At 46.2% G+C, this 23894-nt stretch carries 20 protein-coding genes; 12 read left to right on the top strand and 8 right to left on the bottom strand.

What is annotated here, in order from left to right:
• Positions 1-118 precede the first annotated feature (118 nt).
• The 11 genes from BEL04_RS00380 (at position 119) to BEL04_RS00330 (ending at position 11830) form a co-directional block, all read left to right on the top strand.
• Positions 119-1324, top strand: a complete 1206-nt coding sequence (locus BEL04_RS00380; protein ID WP_065998978.1) for a pyridoxal phosphate-dependent aminotransferase family protein — start codon at positions 119-121, stop codon at positions 1322-1324.
• 160 nt (positions 1325-1484) lie between these two features.
• Entirely contained in the window at positions 1485-2603 is a 1119-nt protein-coding gene (locus BEL04_RS00375) for a GNAT family N-acetyltransferase (RefSeq protein WP_065998975.1), read from the top strand.
• 2 nt (positions 2604-2605) lie between these two features.
• Positions 2606-3595: an NAD(P)-dependent oxidoreductase gene (locus BEL04_RS00370; RefSeq protein WP_065998974.1), complete on the top strand. Its 990-nt coding sequence runs from the start codon at positions 2606-2608 to the stop codon at positions 3593-3595.
• A gap of 42 nt (positions 3596-3637) precedes the next feature.
• Entirely contained in the window at positions 3638-4963 is a 1326-nt protein-coding gene (locus BEL04_RS00365) for an inositol-3-phosphate synthase (RefSeq protein WP_065998973.1), read from the top strand.
• A 211-nt stretch (positions 4964-5174) separates the two neighbouring features.
• Positions 5175-7712, top strand: coding sequence for a DUF5686 and carboxypeptidase-like regulatory domain-containing protein (locus tag BEL04_RS00360; protein ID WP_065998972.1), 2538 nt, complete (start codon positions 5175-5177; stop codon positions 7710-7712).
• Positions 7713-7740: 28 nt separating this feature from the next.
• Positions 7741-8469, top strand: a complete 729-nt coding sequence (locus BEL04_RS00355) for a CDP-alcohol phosphatidyltransferase family protein (protein WP_083227697.1) — start codon at positions 7741-7743, stop codon at positions 8467-8469.
• A gap of 18 nt (positions 8470-8487) precedes the next feature.
• Positions 8488-9072, top strand: coding sequence for a DUF4833 domain-containing protein (locus tag BEL04_RS00350; protein WP_065998971.1), 585 nt, complete (start codon positions 8488-8490; stop codon positions 9070-9072).
• Positions 9073-9082: 10 nt separating this feature from the next.
• Entirely contained in the window at positions 9083-9703 is a 621-nt protein-coding gene (locus BEL04_RS00345; RefSeq protein ID WP_065998969.1) for a sterol desaturase family protein, read from the top strand.
• A gap of 1 nt (position 9704) precedes the next feature.
• Positions 9705-10646 (top strand): phosphatase PAP2 family protein, encoded by a 942-nt coding sequence (locus BEL04_RS00340; RefSeq protein ID WP_065998967.1) that lies wholly within the window; start codon positions 9705-9707, stop codon positions 10644-10646.
• A 44-nt stretch (positions 10647-10690) separates the two neighbouring features.
• Positions 10691-11242: a CAP domain-containing protein gene (locus BEL04_RS00335; protein WP_083227851.1), complete on the top strand. Its 552-nt coding sequence runs from the start codon at positions 10691-10693 to the stop codon at positions 11240-11242.
• Between the two features lie 60 nt (positions 11243-11302).
• Positions 11303-11830 (top strand): peroxiredoxin, encoded by a 528-nt coding sequence (locus tag BEL04_RS00330; protein WP_083227696.1) that lies wholly within the window; start codon positions 11303-11305, stop codon positions 11828-11830.
• A gap of 81 nt (positions 11831-11911) precedes the next feature.
• Here the strand turns inward: BEL04_RS00330 and preA are convergent, their stop codons facing one another.
• The 7 genes from preA to BEL04_RS00295 all read right to left on the bottom strand — a co-directional run bounded on the left by preA (position 11912) and on the right by BEL04_RS00295 (position 22167).
• Complete coding sequence (gene preA, locus BEL04_RS00325; RefSeq protein WP_065998962.1) at positions 11912-13180, bottom strand: NAD-dependent dihydropyrimidine dehydrogenase subunit PreA; 1269 nt, start codon at positions 13178-13180, stop codon at positions 11912-11914.
• Between the two features lie 90 nt (positions 13181-13270).
• A complete protein-coding gene (locus BEL04_RS00320) occupies positions 13271-14611 on the bottom strand; it encodes an NAD(P)-dependent oxidoreductase (protein WP_065998953.1) in 1341 nt (446 codons plus the stop codon).
• A gap of 197 nt (positions 14612-14808) precedes the next feature.
• On the bottom strand, positions 14809-15675 hold the full coding sequence (locus tag BEL04_RS00315) for a nitrilase-related carbon-nitrogen hydrolase (protein WP_175403969.1): 867 nt from the start codon (positions 15673-15675) through the stop codon (positions 14809-14811).
• Positions 15676-15856: 181 nt separating this feature from the next.
• A complete protein-coding gene (gene hydA, locus BEL04_RS00310) occupies positions 15857-17239 on the bottom strand; it encodes a dihydropyrimidinase (RefSeq protein WP_065998949.1) in 1383 nt (460 codons plus the stop codon).
• A 367-nt stretch (positions 17240-17606) separates the two neighbouring features.
• Positions 17607-19106: an NCS1 family nucleobase:cation symporter-1 gene (locus BEL04_RS00305; protein WP_065998944.1), complete on the bottom strand. Its 1500-nt coding sequence runs from the start codon at positions 19104-19106 to the stop codon at positions 17607-17609.
• 17 nt (positions 19107-19123) lie between these two features.
• On the bottom strand, positions 19124-20479 hold the full coding sequence (locus BEL04_RS00300; protein ID WP_065998942.1) for an aminotransferase class III-fold pyridoxal phosphate-dependent enzyme: 1356 nt from the start codon (positions 20477-20479) through the stop codon (positions 19124-19126).
• A gap of 230 nt (positions 20480-20709) precedes the next feature.
• Positions 20710-22167: a CoA-acylating methylmalonate-semialdehyde dehydrogenase gene (locus tag BEL04_RS00295; protein ID WP_065998940.1), complete on the bottom strand. Its 1458-nt coding sequence runs from the start codon at positions 22165-22167 to the stop codon at positions 20710-20712.
• Between the two features lie 226 nt (positions 22168-22393).
• Between BEL04_RS00295 and BEL04_RS00290 the strand changes: the two genes are divergently transcribed.
• Positions 22394-22885, top strand: a complete 492-nt coding sequence (locus BEL04_RS00290) for an Lrp/AsnC family transcriptional regulator (RefSeq protein WP_065998938.1) — start codon at positions 22394-22396, stop codon at positions 22883-22885.
• 55 nt (positions 22886-22940) lie between these two features.
• On the opposite strand, the gene BEL04_RS00285 is transcribed toward BEL04_RS00290, so the two are convergent.
• The gene (locus BEL04_RS00285; RefSeq protein WP_065998936.1) at positions 22941-23819 is read right to left on the bottom strand and encodes a nucleoside phosphorylase; all 879 of its coding nucleotides are present in this window, start codon (positions 23817-23819) and stop codon (positions 22941-22943) included.
• Between the last annotated feature and the right edge of the window lie 75 nt (positions 23820-23894).

The following is a 23894-nucleotide window of genomic DNA, read 5'->3' as shown; positions in this document are numbered from 1 at the left end:
TTTGCCAGACGGAATTGAATTGCATATACACAGTATTGTTAAAAAATTATAAACAGATTAGGCGTATATTAGGATTTTCGTGGTATTTTTACAAAAATTTTAAGTAGGGTTAACATACATGGGTAAAAAACTACATGAGAAGATAGCTCAGTTTCAAGAAGCATCTTTGATCAAAGAGAAGGGTATTTACCCTTACTTCAGGCCAATCGAATCGGCTCAGGATACCGAAGTTATTATCAACAACAACCGCGTGTTAATGTTTGGTTCGAACTCTTATTTGGGTTTAACCAACCATCCAAGAATTAAAGAAGCATCAAAAAAAGCAATCGACAAATATGGTACCGGATGTGCAGGATCAAGATTCCTGAACGGCACACTTGATATCCATGTCGAATTGGAAGAACGCCTTGCCCGCTTTGTTGGCAAAGAAGCCAGTGTTATTTTCAGTACAGGTTTCCAGGTTAATTTGGGTGTACTTTCGTGCATCACCGGCCGTAACGATTATTTAATATTAGACGAGTACGACCACGCCTCGATTATCGATGGCAGCCGTTTATCATTTTCCCGTGTAATTAAATATGCGCATAATGATATGGACGACCTGCGCTCAAAATTACGCAACCTGCCCGAAGATGCTGTAAAACTGATCGCTGTGGATGGTATCTTTAGCATGGAAGGTGATATCGTTAAATTGCCCGAAGTTGCAGAGTTAGCTAACGAGTTTGGCGCCAACATCATGGTCGACGATGCGCACAGCCTGGGTGTTATTGGCGACAAAGGCGCCGGTACCGCTTCACATTTCGGCATGAACGATGATGTTGACCTGATCATGGGTACCTTCAGCAAATCGTTCGCATCACTGGGTGGTTTTATAGCTGCCGATAAAGAAACTATCGAATACATTAAACACAAAGCACGTTCGTTAATATTCAGCGCCAGCATGACCCCGGCCTCGGTTGCCAGCGTTATTGCAGCTTTGGATATCATCGAAACCGAACCTCATCACATCGAAAACCTTTGGAAAAACACGCACTACGCAACCCGCTTACTGCTCGAAGAAGGTTTTGACATCGGCGTAACCGAAAGCCCGATATTACCGATCTATGTTCGCGATAACGATAAAACATTTATGGCCACCAATATCCTGCAAAGGGATGGTGTATTTGTAAACCCTGTGGTATCGCCAGCAGTTCCTTCGGATATGTCGCTGCTCCGCTTCTCGTTAATGGCTACGCACACATTCAGCCAGATCGAGGAAGCTATTGAGAAGATTTCAAAAGCCTTTAAACAAGTTGGTGTAACCAGCATTAAAGAAAAAATATAAGAAACCGATACCGCGCGTTTTAGCTATAAGATTTACTTTTATAGTTAAAACGCGTTTTTATTTATACCCATTTTGTCTTATGAAACCATCATGAGCAACCGCTAAAAAGCACCAAATAGCTCATGATAGCTTTATCTCCATTAAACAACAAATCATCACGATGAAAAAAGTAGTTCAGGTACAGTCGAAAAAAGATATGGCAGCATTTATCGATTTCCCGCACGATCTGTATGAAGACGACCCGAACTACGTGCCCGAACTGTTCATCGCCCAGCGCGACCTGCTCACTACGCACCCTTTCCATAAGCATAACTCGCTGCAATGCTTTTTAGCTTACGACGGCGACAAGATCGTTGGCCGCATAGCCGCCATCCTAAACAATGCGCACAACGAGTTTAATCATCGCAACGATGGTTTCTGGGGATTTTTTGATTGTATTAACGATCAGGAAACTGCCGACCTCCTTTTTAAAGCCGTAACGGATTGGCTGAAAGCAAAGGGCATCGATCAGAAACTGATCGGCCCGACCAATTTCTCAACCAACGAAGCCTGCGGCCTGCTGATAAAAGGTTTCGACAGCCCGCCGTTTTTGATGATGACCTATAATGCGCCTTACTATGAGCAACTGGTTGAAAAAGCAGGGTACTCGAAACAAGTCGACCTGATAGCCTGGCATTGGGATGGCGATGGTTACGATGATAAATCAGTAAGGTTGCTCAATGCTCTGCAGGAACGTTTAAAGCGCAATAATATCATCATCCGCAAGGTAAACCTCAAAAACTTTAAATCCGAAGTTGAGAAGCTGCGTACGGTTTACAACTCGGCCTGGGACAAAAATACCGGATTTGTACCACTAACCGACGATGAGTTTGACTATCTGGCCAAAGATCTGAAACTCATCCTCGACCCCGACTTTGCCCTGGTTGCCGAGCAGGATGGCAAGATCGTAGCTTTCGGTTTGGCGCTGCCCAACTACAACGAAATATTCCGAACCATCAAACGCGGCCGCCTGTTCCCTACCGGGATATTTAAGCTGCTGCTGAATAAAAAGAAGATCAAAAGCCTGCGTATTTATGCTCTGGGCGTTATCGACGGTTACCGTAAAATGGGTATCGAAGCCTGCCTTTACGGGACAATTATTAAGGAATATAAACGCAAGGGCCTCAAACACGCCGAAGCAGGGTGGACATTGGATAACAATACCATGATCAACGAGGCCATTATCGCCATCAAAGGCGACCCGTATAAAAAATACCGCATCTACGAAAAACAGATATAGATATGAGCGAACGGGTTTTAATAACCGGCGCCAGTGGTTTTGTCGGCTATCACCTCATTGCGGAAGCATTAAAAAATAACCTGGAAGTTATTGCGGCAATAAGGCGCAGCAGCAAGATCGATCATCTGAAGGACTTTGACATCCAATATTGCTGCCCCGATTTTACCAGCGTCGAGGCGTTGAAAGCCGAACTCGAAAAACATCAGTTCGCGTATATCATCCACGCCGCCGGCATTACCGCCGCTAAAAACGAGCAGGAATACAATATCGTCAACGCCCAATACACCTACAACCTGGCACTGGCAGCATCGCAGGCCAACATCTCTTTAAAAAAATTCGTTTTTTTAGGCAGCCTTGCGGCGATGGGGCCGTTACCTACAACCGAAGGTGTTATTACCGAGAATACCCGGGCAGCGCCGGTAACTGCTTATGGCAAAAGCAAATTGTTGGCCGAGCAAATGCTGGCTCCGCTTACCTCGCTCCCGCTCATTATTTTACGCCCTACCGCAGTTTACGGCCCGCGCGATGAAGGCATTTTTATCATCCTTAAAACATTCGCCAAGGGTTTTGAACCTTATATCGGCAAAGCGCCCCAACAATTAAGCTTTGTATATGTTAAAGATTTAGCAGCCCTGACTGTTCGGGCCTTACAAAGCGATATCGTACAAAAAACATACAACGTAAGCGATGGCAAAGCTTACGACCGGTACGAATTGGCCAGGCTAACCAAACAGATACTGAACAAAAGGACGTTAAAGATACACTTGCCCGTTCCGGCTATCCGTGTATTGGCCGGTATAATGGAACGGCTTTACGCCAAAAGCGACAAAAGCCCGGCACTTAATATCGAAAAGCTGAATGAGCTCACGGCAGCCAACTGGATATGCAGTGTCGATAAGGCTAATCGCGATTTGAATTATTTACCAAAATATGACCTGGAACACGGATTAACAGAATCTTTACAATGGTATAAATTAAACCATTTACTTTAATTTGCATTTTTACACTTTATTTACGTTCTATTTACATCTTTTATGAAGAATTCTATAAAACCAGCCGAGGGTAAGTTAGGCATCCTAATTCCGGGTTTAGGCGCGGTAGCAACTACATTAATAGCAGGCGTTGAAGCTGTTAAGCTTGGCATTGCACAACCAATAGGTTCGTTGACACAGATGAGCAATATCCGCTTAGGCAAACGTACCGAAAACCGTTACCCTAAGATTAAAGATTTCGTTCCCCTGGCCGATCTGAGCGATATTGTTTTTGGTGGCTGGGACGTTTACGAAGATAACGTTTTCGAAGCTGCATCGAACGCCAAGGTTTTAGACGCAGGGTTATTGAATGCTGTAAAAGCTCCGTTAGAGGCCATTAAACCGATGAAAGCGGCTTTTGACCATAACTACGTTAAAAACCTCGACGGCAAACACATTAAACAGTTCACCACCAAATACGACCTGGCCGAGCAGGTGATGAAAGACATTACTGACTTCCAGAAAGAACACAATTGTGATCGTATCGTGGTGATCTGGTGCGGTTCGACCGAGATCTATTTTGAAGAATCGGAAGTGCACCAAACCCTGGCTGCGTTTGAGCAGGCTTTGCACGACAGTGACGACCGCATCGCGCCAAGCATGATCTATGCGTATGCTGCTTTAAAATTAGGCATACCTTTCACTAACGGTGCCCCTAACTTAACAGTGGATATCCCGGCGCTTGTTGAGCTATCCAAATTAACCGAAACACCGATCGCAGGCAAAGACTTTAAAACCGGGCAAACCCTGATGAAAACCATCCTGGCGCCGGGTTTACATGCGCGTGCCCTGGGTGTTAAAGGCTGGTTCTCAACAAACATTTTAGGCAACCGCGATGGCTGGGTGCTGGATGACCCGGACAACTTTAAAACCAAAGAAGTATCGAAATTGAGCGTACTGGAAGAAATTTTCAAACCCGAGATCAACCCCGAGCTATACGGCGATCTTTACCATAAAGTACGTATCAACTACTACCCGCCGCATGGCGATAATAAAGAGAGCTGGGATAACATCGATATCTTCGGCTGGCTGGGTTACCAGATGCAGATCAAGATCAACTTCCTCTGCCGCGATTCGATTCTCGCTGCTCCGGTAGCATTGGATCTGGCTTTATTTAGCGATCTGGCCAAACGCGCCGGCATGAGCGGCATCCAGGAATGGTTATCGTTCTATCTCAAATCGCCGCAAACAGCGCCGGGCTTACCTCCGGAGCACGATATTTTTAAGCAATTAATTAAGCTTCAAAATACCCTGCGCCATATGATGGGCGAAGACCTGATCACTCACCTGGGGCTCGATTATTACCAGGACCTGGTCGAATCCATGTAACATTATCAACACAATAAGTGAAGGCAGCCCATATTCAGGCTGCCTTTTTTTATGGGCAGCAATTATATCCACCGCAAGCCGTTGTATTCTGCAATATTTGACTTTTTAACAACACTAACATTTAATCAATTGATTAACTTCGCCACGTTTTAATTACAATGACGACTTAACAATTGCAGTTATTGTAAGTCTAAACCGTATCACAATATAAATGAAGTACTATATACTCTCTTTTTTTATCTTTTTAACAATTGTTGTTAATGCACAAACTACTGTTGTAAGAGGGGTGGTAACCGATGCGCACAACAATCAGCCCTTGCCTTTTGTGAGCGTTGCGTTTAACGGCAGCACTACCGGTACCCTTACCGACGCCAACGGCAAATATGTGCTGCGTACCAACAAATCATATACACAGGTCAAAATATCGTTTATAGGTTACAAGATCGTTATCCGTAACATCACTAACGGGCAGGACCAAACCGTGAACTTTAAACTGCAGCAGGAAGGCAAGGTGCTGACGGAGGTGAGTATCAACTCCGCAAAGAGGACCAAATATCGAAATAAAGATAACCCGGCTGTTGAGTTGATCCGCAAGGTCATCGAACATAAACACCAGAACCGCCTGCAAAGCTATAATTACGCCGAGTACCAGCAGTATGAGAAGCTGCAATTCTCGTTCAGTAACCTGTCGGCCGGCATCAGCGATAAAAAGTTCTTCCGCAAATACAAGTTTTTACTGGATAACCGCGATAGCTCAACCATGCCCGGCAAATCATTATTACCTGTTTACCTGGATGAGAAACTAACGCAAAACTATTATCGTAACGATCCTAAAGCAAAAAAAACGGTTGTTATCGGCGAAAAGAAGGTGAATTTCGGTAGCTTTATTGATGATGAAGGCGTGAACACCTATCTGAACCGCATGTATTCGGAGGTTGATATCTATTCAAACAATATCTTCCTGATGACCAATCAATTCCTGAGCCCTATATGCGACGAGGCTCCTACCTTTTATAAATTCTTTATTACCGATACCATTACCGACGGCAATACCAAACTCATCGAGCTGAGTTTTACGCCTCGTAATACCACCGATATGTTATTCGAGGGTGAGATATACATTACGCTCGACAGCGCATACGCGGTGCAAAAAGCCAAATTATCCATCAACAGGAACATTAACCTCAACTGGGTGCGCGACCTGTATGTAAACCAGGATTTTGAAAAAACTGCCGATGGAAAATATATCCTGAAAAAAACGGATATGATGGCTGATTTTGGTATCACCAAAAAGGGTAAGGCAGGCCTGTTTGGCGAACGAACGTTATCTTATCGCGATTATGTCATTAACAAACCCCGGCCCGATACAACCTATAACAACGTAGATGCTTTGCCACCCGAAGGCGTGGATAAGCGATCGGAAGATTTTTGGACAAAGGCGCGCGGTACCGATACCCTGACCACAGCCGAATCGAAAGTTTATACGAATATTGATAGCCTGAAAAGGATGCCATCGTTCAGGCGCACCATGGATATCGCATCTCTTTTACTGGCAGGCTATAAATCGTTCGATTGGTTTGAAGTCGGCCCGGCAAATACATTTTATAGTTTCAACCCTGTTGAAGGTTTCCGTCTTCGTTTGGGCGGCCGTACCACACCCGAGTTGAGCAAACGTTATTACTTTGAGACTTATGCCGCCTACGGTTTCCGCGATGAGCGGTGGAAATATTTTGCCAGCGCAACATACTCTATTAATGATAAAACCATCTATCGCTTCCCGCAAAATTACCTCAGGGTAAGCATTCAGCGCGATACCAAAATACCCGGTGCCGAGCTGCAGTTTGTTCAGGAAGATAACTTCCTGCTCTCATTTAAGCGAGGTGTGAACGATAAATACCTGTATAACGACTATTACCGTTTTGATTATGTGCACGAGCTGGAGAACCATTTCTCGTACAACTTTGGCTATAAATACTGGAAGCAGGCACCGGCAGGATCGCTCCAGTTCATCGATAATATCAACAACACACCGAATATAGTACCCAACCTCACCACATCCGAGTTATCGCTGCATTTACGCTATGTACCGCACGAGCAATTGCTGCAGGGCAAAATATACCGGATAACTATCCCAAGCAAATACCCCATCTGGAATGTGGATTATACCGCAGGAGTGAAAGACCTGTTTGGCGGCCAATATAACTACCAGCGCTTACATGGGCGTTTTGACAAGCGCTTTTACCTGTCGCAGTTAGGTTATGCTGATTTGACTGTGGAAGGTGGTTATCTGTTCGGGCAAGCGCCATACCCGCTGCTAACTATACACCGGGCAAATCAAACCTATTCGTACCAACTGGATTCGTACAACTTAATGAACTTTCTGGAGTTTGTGAGCGATCATTACGTAGGCTTTCATATCGACCATACCTTTAACGGGTTCTTTTTTAATAAGGTACCATTGTTTAAGCGTTTAAAATGGCGCGAATACATTACTTTTAAAGCGCTTTATGGCGGTATCCGCGACGAGAATAACCCGGCTCTCCATCCCAATTTGCTCCAGTTCCCGACAGATGCCGACGGCAGGCCACTAACCTATTCGTTAAACAAGGGGCCGTATACAGAGGGTAGCGTGGGTATAGGTAACATTCTGAAATTTTTCCGTGTCGACCTGGTTGAGCGTTTTAACTATCTCGATAATCCAAATACAACACGTTTTGGTATAAGAACAAGGGCAACGTTTGATTTTTGATTAAATTTGAGGCGTAAAACAGAGAAAAATGGCAACAGTAAGTCAACCCTCCATGCGTACCAGCCTGCAATTGGGCATCTATAAGGTTATAGATCCGCTGGTTAAATTATTGGTTAAAATCGGACTTACGCCCAACATGATCACCACTATCGGTTTATTACTCAATATGGGTGTTGCCTATATCTTTATTTTAGGCGCCGAAGAGGGCAATCGCGGCGATCTGCGTTATGTAGGCTGGGCCGGTGCGCTGGTGTTATTTGCAGGTTTGTTCGATATGCTCGACGGGCAGGTTGCCCGCCTGGGTAAAATGAGCTCTACTTTCGGTGCCTTGTACGATTCGGTTTTGGACCGCTATAGCGAGCTGATCATGTTCCTGGGTATCTGCTGGTACCTTGTGGCACATCATTATTTTCTGAGTTCGTTCTTTGCCTTTGTTGCCTTAATCGGCTCGATGATGGTGAGCTATGTACGCGCCCGGGCCGAAGGTTTGGGAGTTGAATGCAAAGGAGGCCTGATGCAGCGCCCTGAGCGTGTAGTAACCATCGGTTTATTCGCCATTATTTGCGGGATAGCGCAACACTATATAGGCGATTACAAACTGTATATCCCCGGTATACCCTTTCACGTTTTCGAAACCATCACCATCTTTACTTTCCCGATAGTGGTGCTGGCCATTTTATCAAACATAACTGCTTTTAAAAGATTAGCCGATGCCAAAAAAGCCCTTGAAGCTAAGGAAACCGCTTCAAAAAGCTGATAATACTTTACTATTACGATGAATACTTTATTTGCCATACTACTCAATTTTTCGCTCCTGTTTCATCATCCGGGCACAACAACCTCACCGGAAGCCGGCAACGAAACCGATACGATAACCCGTAAAAAGGTAAAAATGGTGATCAATTTTCCTACCCCTGCGGTGCCGAGGTTATTTTATGTACAGCGCGATCCGAATACCAATACCATCATCTACGACCTTAACCAGGATGCTTCAGGCCAGTTGGATCCCGACAACCCGATACACGTTTATTGGATAAAATATAACGAACGCAGCCAAAAGGAGGAACTTAACTTAATTCAACGTAAATTTGCCTACGGATTAGTTACAAAACCACTGGGCAATAATAAATTTGACGTGCGTTTTGTATCGTATAAAAAATATCCGCTGCTGTTAATGCGCTCGGCCACAGATAATAAGTACCATATATACGCCACAGTTGCCAAAAAGCAGATCATACTGAACCGGGTATTTCTCCGGATTGAAGGTGGCTCTTTTTGGATACCCAACGTAGTATACGCCGAAATTAAGGGTACCGACCCGGATACAGGTAAAGAAGTGGTAGAGCGTTTTAAACCGTGATTGTGTTATTATGAAGAAAAATTATGTATCAAACTCGCCAGAGTCGGTAAGGATGTTTAAGAGCGACCTGTTAGAGGCTTTGTCTAAAGTTCATTTTTTTATACCTCTTATTATTTACGTGCCTGTAATTATTTATCTGCTGTATAAAGGCATTTTTGAAGCGTCGATAGGTTTAGGTACATTTATATTGCTGTTAGCCGGCGGCCTGTTTGTATGGACATTTGTCGAATACATTATGCACCGCTTTATTTTCCATTATGTACCCAAACAAAAATGGGCGCTGCGCTTACACTTTATTTTTCACGGCGTTCATCACGATTATCCAAACGATTTAAAACGTTTGGTTTTGCCCCCATCGGCAAGTATCCCCCTGGCTTTAAGCTTTTATTTTTTGTTCAATGCCATACTGCCTGCAACCTACGTATATGCTTTTTTCCCGGCGTTTATCACCGGTTACCTGGTATATGACATGACGCACTATGCCATCCATCATTTTAATTTTAAATCGGGTATCTGGAAAAAGATCAAACAACACCACATGCTGCACCACTACCAGGACCCGACCCGCGGTTATGGCGTAAGCTCCGACCTTTGGGACAAAATATTCCGCTCGCGTTTTACCGATAAATAACATGAGCGACTCCTCTTGGCAAAAGGGAGCAGCTACTTCCGTTAAAACCGTTTTGGTTACTTCGGCAATTTCGCTGGCGTATCTGGTTATTTCTTATTCTCTGGTGGGATACAAGGTTGACCAGTTGGTGCTTATCGCGATATGTAACGGGTGTTATTATATTTCGGCTACCTCGCGCAAGTTTATCCTGGGCTTTTCTGTATTCGTTATCTATTGGATAATTTACGATTATATGAAAGCCTTCCCCAACTATAACTATGCCACCGTTCATATCGGCGATATCTACAACTTCGAGAAAGGGCTTTTCGGCATCAATATCAATGGCAAAATACTTACGCCGAACGAGTATTGGCGCTATAATGGCAGCACGACTTTAGATATCATCTGCGGCATATTTTACCTGTGCTGGATACCGGTACCCATGCTGTTTGCAGTATATCTGTTTATTAAGCATCGCAGGCAGCTTATCTTGTTCTGGCTTACCTTTGTGCTGGTTAATTTCCTGGGTTTCATCATTTACTACACCTTCCCGGCCGCACCGCCCTGGTACGTACAGTTACATGGATTCAACTTCATTGCTAATACACCTGGCAATACCGCCGGTCTGGCCCGGTTTGATGCGCACTTTCATATTAGCCTGTTTCACTCCATCTATGCCAAAGGCTCTAACGTATTCGCAGCCATGCCCTCGCTGCACTCGGCTTACCCTATGGTAGTTTTGTACTATGCTGTAAAGAACAGACTGGGTTGGATCACCGCTTTTTTCGCTACAGTGATGGTCGGCATCTGGTTCGCAGCAATATACCTGAGCCATCACTACGTGCTCGATGTACTCGCGGGCGTTGCAACAGGTCTTATCGGCATAAGCCTCTTTGAGTATATCGTGGAACACTCCGGCCGGTTTAAGCGATCTGTCGACCGTTTTGCTGCGGTCATTGCATAAAACAAAGCCTCTCTCCCTGCGTTTTATTATCCGGAGAAATGGATATGAAGAACAATATATTGTCAGCGCTTTTTGTGTTACTGAGTTTTTCTGCGGCAGTCGCACAAAAATCCTTACATCTGAGCGATAAGGATTTTAAAGACCAGTTTTTAGTTGCCATTAATACGGTTCGTGCCAAAGGCTGCAATTGCGGTACCACCTATATGCGCCCGGCAGCGCCTATTACCTGGAACGATATTTTAGCTGATGCGGCCGAAGAACATGCCAGAGACATGGCTAAGCACGAATATTTTTCGCATACCAGCACCGACGGGCGCAGCCTGCAGGACAGGCTCTTTGCCGTTGGTTATAATTATACCGGTTTTCAAAGCTATACCATTGGTGAGAATATCGCCGCCGGGCAGCGCAGTATCACCGAAGTAATTACCGGATGGTTTAAAAGCGTTGGTCATTGCAAAAACCTGATGAACCCAGGTTTTAAAGAGATCGGCGTAGCCGAATACAAATACTATTGGGTTCAGGATTTTGGCGGCCGCATACCCCAGGAAAAAGGCAAGCACTACAATGGAAAGTGGGTAATAAAGGAATCTAAGTAGTTAAATTAAGAATAATCAATCGTTATACAACCCACCTTCGTATTTAGTATAAACCTTGTTATGAAACAGTTTCTCTCCGCTACCCTTTTCGCGCTGCTGTTGCCTTTCGCGATACAGGCCCAAAACAAAAAAACGCTTGCCGTTGGCGATGAGATACCGGCGTTTACGCTGACCGATCAGAACGGTAAAGAGTTTAAAGTTGCCGACCATATAGGTAAACATGCCCTGGTAATTTATTTTTATCCGAAGGATGAAAGCATGGTTTGTACCAAAGAAGCCTGCGCTTTTCGCGATAGCTTTGACGATTTTACCAGAGCCGGTGCAATAGTCATCGGCATTAATGGCGGCACGGTAGCCAGCCACAAACACTTCGCCGATAAGGAAAAGCTACCGTTTGTTTTGCTAAGCGATCCGCAGGATAAAGTGTTTAAGCAGTTCGAGGTTAAAAATTCCTTTTTCATGTCCGGCCGCGAAACCTTCGTTGTCGACCTGCATGGTAAGATCGCTTTTACCTATACCAGCATGATCCATGGAGTTGAACACGCGCAGCAGGCGTTGGCCATAGTGCAGAAGATGAAGAAGCAGTAAGTCCCACCCAATCCTCCCCGACAGGGAGGGCTTGAAAAATGCATATCAAAGTCTCCACTACCGGGGAGTTTTAGAAGGGGCTCAATGATCATTCAACGGCATGCCTAAACGCTGAAAATCCTTCCAGTTCATATATTCGGGCGCTTTTCGCTGCTCCACCATCGTGATGCAGTTATCAACCGGGCAAACCAGTTTGCACAGGTTACAGCCCACACATTCCTCTTCCTTGATGGTGTATTTATTGTAAGGCTTACCGTAATCTAAAGCTATCGATTGGTGCGAAGTATCCTCGCAGGCAATATAACACAAACCGCAATGCACACATTTATCCTGGTTAATGTTGGCTACAATGTGGTAGTTGATATCCAGGTCTTCCCAGTTGCTCATCGTCGGTACCGATTTACCGATAAAATCATCCAGCTTTTTAAAGCCTTTGTCGTCCATCCAGTAATTCAAGCCCTCGATCATGTCCTCTACAATGCGGAAGCCGTGCTTCATGGCAGCGGTACAAACCTGCACGTTGCTTGCGCCAAGCAGCATAAATTCAACGGCATCTTTCCACGTGCTTACGCCGCCGATGCCCGAGATCGGTACCCTACGGGTAATTTCGTTTTGTGCGATGGTAGTCAAAAATTTGAGTGCGATGGGCTTAACCGCCGGGCCGCAATAGCCCCCAAAGGCCGATTTGCCCCCTACATTCGGGTTAGGAACAAAACTATCCAAATCAACCCCCGTAACCGATTGTATGGTATTGATAAGCGAAAGCGCATTAGTACCGCCCAGCACCGAAGCCAAACCGGTGGGCACTACCGAGTGTACGTTTGGTGTTAGCTTGGTAATAACCGGTATGGTAGCCACTTCCATTACCCACTCCACCACCATACGGGCAATCTCCGGGTCCTGCCCGACGGCAGCACCCATGCCGCGCTCGGTCATCCCGTGCGGACAGCCGAAGTTGAGCTCCAGGCCATGCGCGCCGGTGTCTTCCACTTTTTTAATCAGTTCGTGCCAGCTTTCGCGATCATTATCCGCCATCAGCGAAACGATCATCGCCCTGTCGGGGAATTCTTTTAACACCTCACGTATCTCACGCAGGTTAATATCCAATGGCCTGTCGGATATCAGCTCGATATTGTTAAAACCCATTACCCTGCTGCCATGATAATCCACCGCCGAGTAGCGCGACGATACGTTTTTTACCTGGCTGCCCAGGGTTTTCCATACTACCCCGCCCCAGCCTGCCTCAAAAGCACGCAGTACGTTGAGTTTTTTATCCGTAGGCGGCGCACTGGCCAGCCAAAACGGGTTCGGCGATTTGATCCCTAAAAAATCTGATGATATATCTGCCATTTCTTTTTTCAGTTGTGAGTTGTTTGTTGTGAGTTGTCAGTTATTGAGCGCCTTTTTAACTGACAACCCGCAACTGAAAACTGATAACTATTATAAACCTAAAAAATCTAAAATTCCCGTCGCGCCATCTTTTCCGGCTTGTACGGCGTCTACTACTTCTTTACCACCGTTAACGCAGTCGCCACCGGCAAACACGCCTGCAATGCTGGTTACGCCTTGGCTATCGGTAACTATCTTGCCGTATTTGTTCTCCAACACGTTTTCAGCAACCAGTTTCTCGAAAGGCATTTGCCCCGCGGCTTTGATCACCATATCTACCTCAAGCGTTATCGTTTCACCAGTATCCACCGGCGAACGGCGGCCGCTGGCATCGGGTTCGCCCAAAGTGGTAATACTGCAAACCAATTGCTTTACCTTTCCATCGGCACCCAAAACTTCTTTAGGCGTTGCCAGCCATACAATTTTACAACCGTCAAGCATGGCAATATCCAGCTCAACCTGTGTGCAAGGCATTTCGGCCTGCGTACGACGGTAAAGCATGGTCACCTCTTTAGCACCTAAGCGTTTGGCTTGGGTAGCGGCATCGATGGCCGTCATCCCCATACCGATTACGGCAACCTTATCGCCAACCTTAACCTGGTTGTAACCTTTGCTGCGGATATCGTAAATAAAGCTGATCGCATCAACAACACCATCCAGTTCTTCGCCCGGAATAGCCAGCTGACGGGCCAAACCAACACCGATACCCAAATACACCGCATCGTATTGACTTTGCAATTCGGCAAGCGAAATATCCTTACCCAACTCCTGGTTGTATTTGATCTCGATACCGCCCAGCGACAGGATATACTGCACCTCATCTTCGCAAAACTCGGGCGTTACCTTGTACGCCGCAATGCCGTAGGTCATCAAACCACCGCCTTTGGCTTCCTTTTCGTAAATGGTTACATCGATACCTTCGCGGGATAAAACGTGCGCGCACGATAAGCCTGCCGGACCGGCACCCACAACCGCTACACGTTTACCATTAGATGGCTTGCGGGTAAACAAGGGCCATTTTTCCTGGATGGCCTTTTCGGTACTGTAACGCTGCAAACGCGCTATCTGGATGGGTTCTTCTTCCATCAGGTTATACACGCAGGCGCCTTCGCACAGTTTTTCAACCGGGCAAACTTTTGAGCAGCCCCCGCCCATAATATTGGATGAAAAGATGGTATGTGCCGAACCTTTGATATTTTCGGTGGCGATCTGTTTGATAAACTTGGGCACGTTAATGCTCGTCGGGCACGATTTCATACACGGCGCATCGTAGCAAAATATGCAACGGTTAGCCTCCACTAATGCAGCCGTCAAATTCTCGAACGGCGGGTGGATATCGGAAAAGTTTTCGGCGTACTGTTCGGTAGTAAGCCGGTAGTTAGTTATCGACATGTTTTTTTAAGTTAAAAGTCAAAAGTTAAAAGTCAAAAGCAGTATGCGCTATCAACCTTAAACTATAAACTCTGCTCAACCTCGCCACGCGGCGAATGAGTAATATTTTCATAGGGAACCGGCCATCGGATCGCAGCCAGGCAGTTCCTCTTGTATTTTGTCTTTGCTCCTTGCTCTTTATTCTTTTATCCCAAACACTACAAATCAGTTATCGGCCCATAAGTTTCCGGTCTCCTGTCGCGGAAAAACTGCCAGGTACTGCGTACCTCGTCTATCATATCCAGGTCGAACTCGTTCACCAGCAACTCGTCATTATCTTCCGATGCCTGGCCGATGATCTGCCCGCGCGGGTTTACATGGTACGATGTACCGTAAAACTTGCCCAAATTCCAGGGCGCTTCGGTACCTACACGGTTAATGCAACCCATAAAATAACCGTTGGCCACCGCATGTGCGGGCTGTTCCAGTTGCCACAGGTATTGCGATAAACCCTTTACCGTTGCCGATGGGTTGTACACAATTTCGGCTCCGTTCAGCCCCAAGCAACGTGCTCCATCCGGGAAATGCCTGTCGTAACAGATATACACACCTACTTTGGCGTACTTGGTTTGAAACACCGGGTAGCCCAGGTTACCGGGTTTAAAAAAGAACTTCTCCCAAAAACCATTGGTTTGCGGGATGTGGTTTTTGCGGTATTTACCCAAATATGTACCGTCGGCATCGATCACCGCTGCCGTATTATACAGCACGCCTGCCTGCTCTTTTTCGTAGATCGGCACAATGATCACCATATTATACTTTTTGGCATAGGTGGCCATCAGGTCGGTCGTAGGGCCGGGCACGGTTTCGGCCGAGGCGTACCATTTAGGGTCCTGCCCGGGGCAGAAGTACGGTGTATTGAAGATCTCCTGCAGGCACAATATCTGTACGCCCTGCCTCCCGGCTTCTTCAATATACGGAATATGCTTCTGCACCATGGCATCCACAATTTCGGGTATCGTACCCTCGCCCTCCGTTTTCGGCAGACTCATTTGTATCAGTCCCGATTTAATGATTCTTGGCATGTAAATGTTTTTTCTATATAAGGTCAGTTAACTAATATACTTATGTCATTGCGAGCGATAGCGTGGCAATCTCTGAGGACAGTAGTCAAAATGCTAAGCACACGTGATTGTCCTTAGAGATTGCCACGTCGTCGCTGCTTTCAGCGCGCTCCGCCTCGCAATGACATTTTTGTTTTGTTGCTTAAAAATGATTGCCCACTTTCTTCCTTTTAATAAACTGCCCATTGCCTTTCTCCACCTTGCATTCATTATCATCAATAGCCACCTTACCACGCAGTAAAACGGTTTTCACTTTACCTTCAACTTCCCAGCCTTCGTAACCGCTGTAATCCACATTCATATGGTGCGTTTCGGCAGATAGCTTATGTTTAGCTTTCGGGTCGAAGATCACGATATCGGCATCACCGCCCACAGCTATCGTTCCCTTCCGCGGAAACATACCGAATATTTTGGCCGCGTTGGTACTGCTCACCTCCACAAATTTGTTCAGGCTGATCTTGCCTTTTGCCACACCTTCCGAGTACAGCAGCTCAAACCTGTTCTCTATCGCCGGGTGCCCGTTCGGTATCTTGCTAAAATCGTCCTTACCCATCAGCTTTTGCTCCCACATAAAGGGGCAATGATCTGTAGCCACAATTTGCAGCAAGCCCTGGTTTATACCGGCCCATAAGGCGTCCTGATCTTTCTTCTCGCGCAGCGGCGGGCTCATCACCCACTTCGCACCTTCAAAATCCTTTTCGTACAACGATGCATCCAGTATCAGGTATTGGATACAGGTTTCGGCAAACACCTGGTAATTTTCCTTGCCCATATCGCGCACGGCGTTCAACGCTCCTTCGCAGGTGAGATGAACAATGTATGCCGGGCAGCCGGTATAGTGCGCCAGTTGAGCAAACCGGTTCGATGCTTCGGCCTCACTTACCTCAGGTTGCGACAGGTAGTGATACAGGGGGGATAATTTACCTTCCGCGCGATGCTTCGCAACTAAAAAATCAATCAAATCACCATTGGTGGCATGCGCGGTAACCATCCCGCCCTGCTTCTTCACTTCCTTCATCAACCCAACCATCTGACGGTCATCAATCATCAGAGCGCCTTTATAAGCCATAAATGTTTTGAACGAGGTTATCCCCTCTTCCTCCACCATTTGTTTGATCTCCGCTTTGGTATCTTCATTAAAATCGGTCACGGCCATGTGGAAGCTGTAATCGCCAAGGGCTGTGCCTGTAGCGCGCGATTGCCAGTCGGTTAGGGCATGCTTAAGCGATTTGCCTTGTGTTTGCAGCACAAAGTCTATCACGGTAGTGGTACCGCCAAACAAAGCTGCACGCGTACCCGTCTCATAAGTATCGCTCGAAAAGGTACCCATAAATGGCATCGACAAATGCACATGCGGGTCTATCCCACCCGGAAACACCAGCATGCCTGCAGCATCGATCACTTTATCGGCTTTATAATCCAGGTTCTTGCCAACGGCAACAACCGTTTCGCCTTCAATGTATATATCAGCTATCGTATCCTCTGCAACGGTAACAACCCTGCCATTTTTTATCAGTATCGACATAAATTATCCTTTTTAATGCAGAATCATTGATCATTCTGTCATTTATCATTTTTCATTTGCACATTATCTGGGCGTTGCCTATGGCCGGGCTATCCGCTCATACTGCACGGGCATTAGCCACGGGCCGGTATCCGCTACTATCCCTAACGCATTTCCGTTTTTATAACAGGAAGCTCCTCCGGAGCTAAGCCCTCTTATACTTTTATCTACAAACACGCGACTCCTCTGGAGTCAAAAAAGTCTAAACCATATTTTAAGCTCCAGCGGAGCACCCTGTTTGTAGTATAGCTACCATTCATATTTGGCTCCAGGGGAGCCTCCTAACTACGGCCTGCTTTCGGACTTACGGTCTTTCCGACTTCCGGACTTACTCCACACTCAAAACTCCAGACTCTCGACTAACTTCTTCCCTCCGCATAAAAATCAAATACAACCCGCCCGAAATAAAGAAGCCCACAAACCAGGCATAGTTGTACAGGTAATCAATCCAGGGCCAAACCGATGTTTTGGCAACCACGCCTATCGTGGTTAAAAAACCCGGGATATTAGGAACGATACCGCACAACAAAGCAATAATGGCATAGCCATTAAAACCGTTACCAAAAGTATAACGCCCTTTGTAGCTGTATAGTTCTTTAACGTTTAGTTGTTGTTTGCGCACAAAGTAATAGTCGGCTATCATAATGCCGCCTATCGGGCCCAGTAAGGCCGAATATCCTATCAACCAGGTAAAAATAAAGCCCGAAGGATCGGCTATCAACTTCCACGGAAAGATCAACAAACCAATAACACCGGTGATATAACCGCCTGTTGTAAAAGTGATCTTCTTCGGCGACAGATTAGCAAAATCGTTAGCCGGACTAACAATATTTGCCGCAATATTTGTGGCCAGGGTCGACAGCGCAACCGCGATCATGGCGATACTCACTAAAAATTTGCTGTCAAACTTACCTGCCAGCACCACCGGGTCCCAAATAGTTTTACCGTAGATGATAAACGTTGCTGAAGTAACCACCACACCAATGAACGAAAAAACCGTCATAGATGGCGGTAAACCGATGGCCTGCCCCATGGCCTGGGCGCGCTGGCTTTTGGCATAACGGGTAAAATCGGGGATATTTAACGATAACGTTGCCCAAAAACCTACCATACCCGTCAAAGCAGGGAAGAAGTAAGCCGCAAACCCACCAAAAGAATTAAATTTTGACGGCTGCGATAAGATGGGCCCCAGGCCATGCCCGGCGCTGATTGCCCAAAACAATAAGGCCAGTGCGGCTACCGGTAAAAAAAACGCTTTAAATACCAGTAGTTTTTTAATGCTTTCAACGCCGAGATAAACCACGTACATATTCAGCAGCCAGAACAAAAAGAACGTAATAGCCGGCCCGGTTTGCAATCCCCACGATGTGGGAAATATTTGCGGTAGAGAATCGATCGACGGTATCCACAGCCGCACCATCTGGTAAACCGCAAAACCACCTATCCAGGTTTGTATACCAAACCAGCCACAGGCGATCACAGCACGTAGCATTGCCGGGATGTTAGCTCCTTTTACCCCAAAACTCGCCCTGGCAAATACCGGGAACGGGATACCATATTTGGCTCCTGCCCTGCCGTTCAATATCATGGGGATGAGCACTATGGTATTCCCCACCAAAATAGTGAGGATTGATTGCCACCAGTTCATGCCGCCCTCAATCAGCGAACTGGCCAGCATATAGGTAGGTATGCACAGGCTCATGCTTATCCATAACGCGGCGTAGTTCCAGGTATCCCAGGTACGTTTGTCCATCGGTATGGCTGCAAGGTCTTCGCTGTGCAGTTCCGAATCTATTACTTCGTTGGCTATTTCAGGGGCGTTGTGCATATAGGTAAATTAAAACCTCAATATACGTACTCGTCGGCAATTTTTAAAGCCTCTGCTATAATTGCCAAACCTTCGTCAACCTGCTCTTTAGTAATGGTCAACGGCGGCGCGATGAACACATAATTCCAACGCACAAAGGCATACATGCCCAGCTCTTTGATCTTGGCTGCTACCTTGTTCATAATTGCCATCTCATCGGGTTTGGCATTGTATGGCGCCATCGGCTCTTTGGTATTGCGGTTTTTCACCAGTTCAAAACAACCCAGCAAGCCCGTATTCCTGAAATCGCCTATGCTTGGGTGTGTTTTTTTCATCTCCTCAACACATTCCTCAATATAAGCGCCCATGTTGGCGGCATTTTCAATCAGGTTTTCATCCTCGTATATCTTCAGTGTTTCTACACCGGCAGCGCAGGCAACCGGGTGTGCCGAATAGGTTAAACCCAGCATCAGCGGCTTATCATCAAAAGTAGCGGCAATCTTATCCGTTACAATCAAAGCACCCAAAGGCAGGTAGCCGGCAGTAATACCCTTCGCTGTCGCGATCATATCCGGCACAATACCACCATGATTATCCACACCAAACCAATGCCCGGTACGACCAAAACCGCTCATTACCTCATCGGCAATTAATAAAATGCCGTGTTTGTCGCACAAGGCACGCAATTTTTTCAGATAATCAGGCGGGTATTTAATACAACCCGAAGTACCGCTTTCGCCCTCCATCAAAATGGCGGCCACCGTATGCGGGCCTTCAAAATCAATCACCCGCTCAATATGGCTCACGCACTCGCGGTTACAACTGTTCATCTCTTTCCCCCAGGGGCAGCGATAGCAATACGGGTCTTCCACATGCACAAAGTTGGGTGCCTGCTGCGCGTCCGACGCTATCTTGCGCGGGTCGCCACCCGCGGTCATCACACCATACGTTGCGCCATGGTAAGCGCGGTAACGGGCAATAATTTTATGTCGGCCAGTGTACAAACGGGCCAACTTTATAGCGTTTTCAATAGCTGTAGCTCCACAAACAGTAAATAAAGTTTTGGTTAAATTACCCGGACTGATCTCCGCCAGTTTTTTACCCAGTTCGCCGCGTGCCTTGGTTACACAGGTTGGCGTAACGTAACTCACCTGCTGCATCTGCTCAACAACAGCTTGCGTAACCCGCTGGTTACCGTGGCCTATGTTCACGTTCATCAATCCCGATGAAAAATCCATATAGCGTTTACCTTCGTAATCGTACAGGTAAATACCTTCGGCATATTTTACCGCAATCGGGTCGATGCCTTTTTGTTTGCTCCACGAAAAGAGCGTATAATCCATATTATCCTGGACAATTTGCTCGGTCTCGGTTAATGTTTCTGTTAACGACATGTTCTTGTATTTAATCGTTTCTAAATATTCTTTTCAAATTGGGCGTTCCCTACGGGCCGGGCTATCCGCTCATACTGCTTCTGGCCTTAGCCACAAGGCCGGTATCCGCTGTTATCCCTAACGCATTCTGTCATTAGTTCAATGGTCACTGGTTCATTAGTGGCAAAGTTCGATAGCTCTAACTCAGAACAGACCAATGAACTATTCAACTAATGAACCAATAAACTAAATCAACTCATCCAGTTCACCCCTGCTTCCGGATTCCACTTGGTGGTCGATTTTTTCAATTTCGTCCAAAACTCTATCGAGCTTTTGCCGGTAATATCGCCGACGCCAAAACGGCTTTCGTTCCATCCACCGAACGAAAACGGCTCACGCGGTACAGGTACGCCAACGTTAACGCCTACCATACCCGCGCTGGCGTGGGTCATCACATAACGTGCCGCGCCACCGCTCTGCGTAAATACCGAAGCTGCGTTGCCATAAGGGTTTGCGTTCTCTATCGCCAAAGCCTCATCCAAAGTATTGGTACGCATAATGCTGATCACCGGGCCGAAGATCTCTTCTCTGGCCACATCCATATCCGGAGTAACATGGTCTATCACCGTAGGGCCAACATAATAGCCTTCCTCTTTACCAGCTACCTTGGCATTACGTCCGTCTAATAAAATCTTGGCACCTTGTTTTTCGGCGCTGGTAATGTAATTATTAATGCGATCCATCGATTCCTTGCTGATCACTGCGCCTAAGTTTTCGCCCGGTATAACTTTTTTGGCTTCAGCAACTAACTGATCGATAATATGATCAACCGCGCCTACCCCAACCATAGCCGACGCTGCCATACAACGCTGGCCTGCACAGCCGCTCATCGAGGCGGTAATGTTTTGCGCCGTCATCCCCGGGATAGCATCCGGCAATACCAGCAGGTGGTTTTTGGCACCGCCTAAAGCCAGGCAGCGTTTCAGGTTACCTGTAGCGCGTTGATAAACAATTTTGGCCACTTTGGTCGAGCCTACGAAAGATACCGCTTCAACACCCGGGTGATCGCAGATCGCTTCCACCATTTTACTGTCGCCATGTACAATATTTAAAACACCATCGGGCAAACCGGCCTCTTTCAGCAGTTCGGCTATACGGCCAACGCTCAAAGGCACTTTTTCGGATGGTTTTAGTATCATACAATTACCTAAGGCAATGGCGTTAGGTATTGTCCAGTTAGGCACCATGCTCGGGAAGTTGAACGGCACAATAGATGCCACAACGCCCAAAGGCACGTATTCGGTACGGCACTCAATGCCTTTGCTTACTTCCAGTAGTTCGCCGGTAACCAGTTGCGGCAGCGAGCAGGCAAATTCGGCCAGTTCTATCGCTTTTTCAATCTCGGCTACAGCCTCGGTATAAGTTTTGCCGTTTTCTTCTTCAACCAGTTTCGATAGCTCTACCAGGTTTTTCTCCAGCAGGGTTTTGTATTTAAAAAACACCTGCACACGTACTTTGATCGGCGTTTGCGACCATTCTTTAAAAGCAGCCTTCGCCGAGGCTACCGCCTTATCCAGATCGGCTTGCGCAGATAATGGCACCTGCGATAACAAAACGCCATTAACCGGCGATATTACATCCAGGTAGCCGGTACCCTGCGCATCAACAAATTGCCCGTTTATAAAATTCTGAACTTTTGTGTATTTCATTTAAACTATTGATTTTGTAACCGCATTATTTATATTTAGCCCTTGTAAGCCTTTTTAGCTGTAAAGCGGAGGTTTATGTCAATCAAATTTAGCAAAAGAATTGATACTTGCTACATATTTTTTATAAAACTATGTAATTATCTGCAAATTTTGCATATTTGATAGAGGCAAATAAAAAATAATTCACCGGCTATCAGCCTAAAAACCGATCCGTTATACCATTCATATGGAAAAAAATAAAGTTACAGTAAAATCAAATGCAATTTTAGACGAAACGGATTTTGCCATCCTGAGTTATTTACAAAATGACGGCCGCACCTCATTTACCATTATAGCCGATAACCTGAATGTTTCTATTGGTACCATCCGTACCCGTTTTAACCGTTTATTAAACGAAGGGATCGTAAGTATCATCGGCCGTATCGACCCGGCAAAAGTGGGTTTTCATTCTTACGCGCATATCGCGGTTTATATCCGCCCGGCCTTGTTAAAGGAAAACGTTGCCAAGCAAATTGCCGCGATGCCCGAGGTGAGCTTTTTGGCGGGTACATCCGGCGATTACGACCTGGAGATCGACGTCATGTGCCGCGATAATGATCATCTGGAAGATTTTATCAATAAGATATCCGAGATAGAAGGCATCTACCAAACCAAAACCACCATTTATTTTAAGGTGTATAAATATGCCCAGCCCAACCTGGGGTTGCTGGAGAGATAAACAGAAAAATACAATTATTCGGATAGCGATGGGTTTGAAACCCATCGCTATTTTTTTAGATAGACGTCAATATCCCCAGCGTTTTCACGATCAGGCTCTCCATCGTTTTAGCGCTATCTTTAGAGAATTCGCCGACAATGCGGTTAGCCATAATGGCATTAAGGCTTAACACATTGTGTCCCAACAACGTACCGAGACCGTAAATACCGGCCGTTTCCATCTCAAAATTACTGATGCGATGACCGTCATGATTAAAGTGGGTAAGGTTATCTATAAAATCAGGATTGCTTAATGGCAAGCGCAACACGCGCCCCTGCGGGCCGTAAAAACCAGGGCAGGTTACCGTAATACCATGGTGAAAACCATCCTGAAAGTGTTTGGCCAAACTATCGCTGCAAGGCGTAACATACGGGCCTGCCGATTTAGCGCTTAAACCCGTTTGTGTAATAAAAGCCTGCAAAAGTGCTTTCTCGTCTTCAGTAGGATTATATTGATAAAAATTAAGCAGGTTATCGATACCCAGGCCGTGTGTCGAAACTAAAAAACTATCCACCGGTATTTCGCGCTGTAAGGAGCCCGAGGTACCGATACGTACAATATTGAGTTGCTTTAATTGCGGATTAATGGTTCGGCTTTCGAAATCGATATTGATCAAAGCATCAAGTTCGTTAAAAACGATGTCGATGTTATCGGTACCGATACCGGTTGACACCACCGAGAAACGCTTTTTGCCGATATAGCCGGTGTGGGTCACAAATTCGCGGTGATGGCGCGTTACTTCAACACTGTCGAAGTGCTTACTCACCTCGCCTACCCGCTCCGGGTCGCCTACGGTGATCACGTCCAGCGCCAGTTCATCCGGGCGCAAATCCAGGTGATAAGCCCCCCCGCGATCATTAATGATCAGTTCCGATTCGGCAATACGATTAGCCATATGCTATTGTTTTACAGGAAACAAAAAGCCATCCCGGCCCGACAGGTAGCGGGACAGAATGACCTGATTTATATT

The organism is Mucilaginibacter sp. PPCGB 2223, from assembly GCF_001705515.1.
GTDB lineage: Bacteria > Bacteroidota > Bacteroidia > Sphingobacteriales > Sphingobacteriaceae > Mucilaginibacter.
Note: the sequence above shows the minus strand (reverse complement) of the source record. Positions and strands in the feature narration are given on the sequence as shown.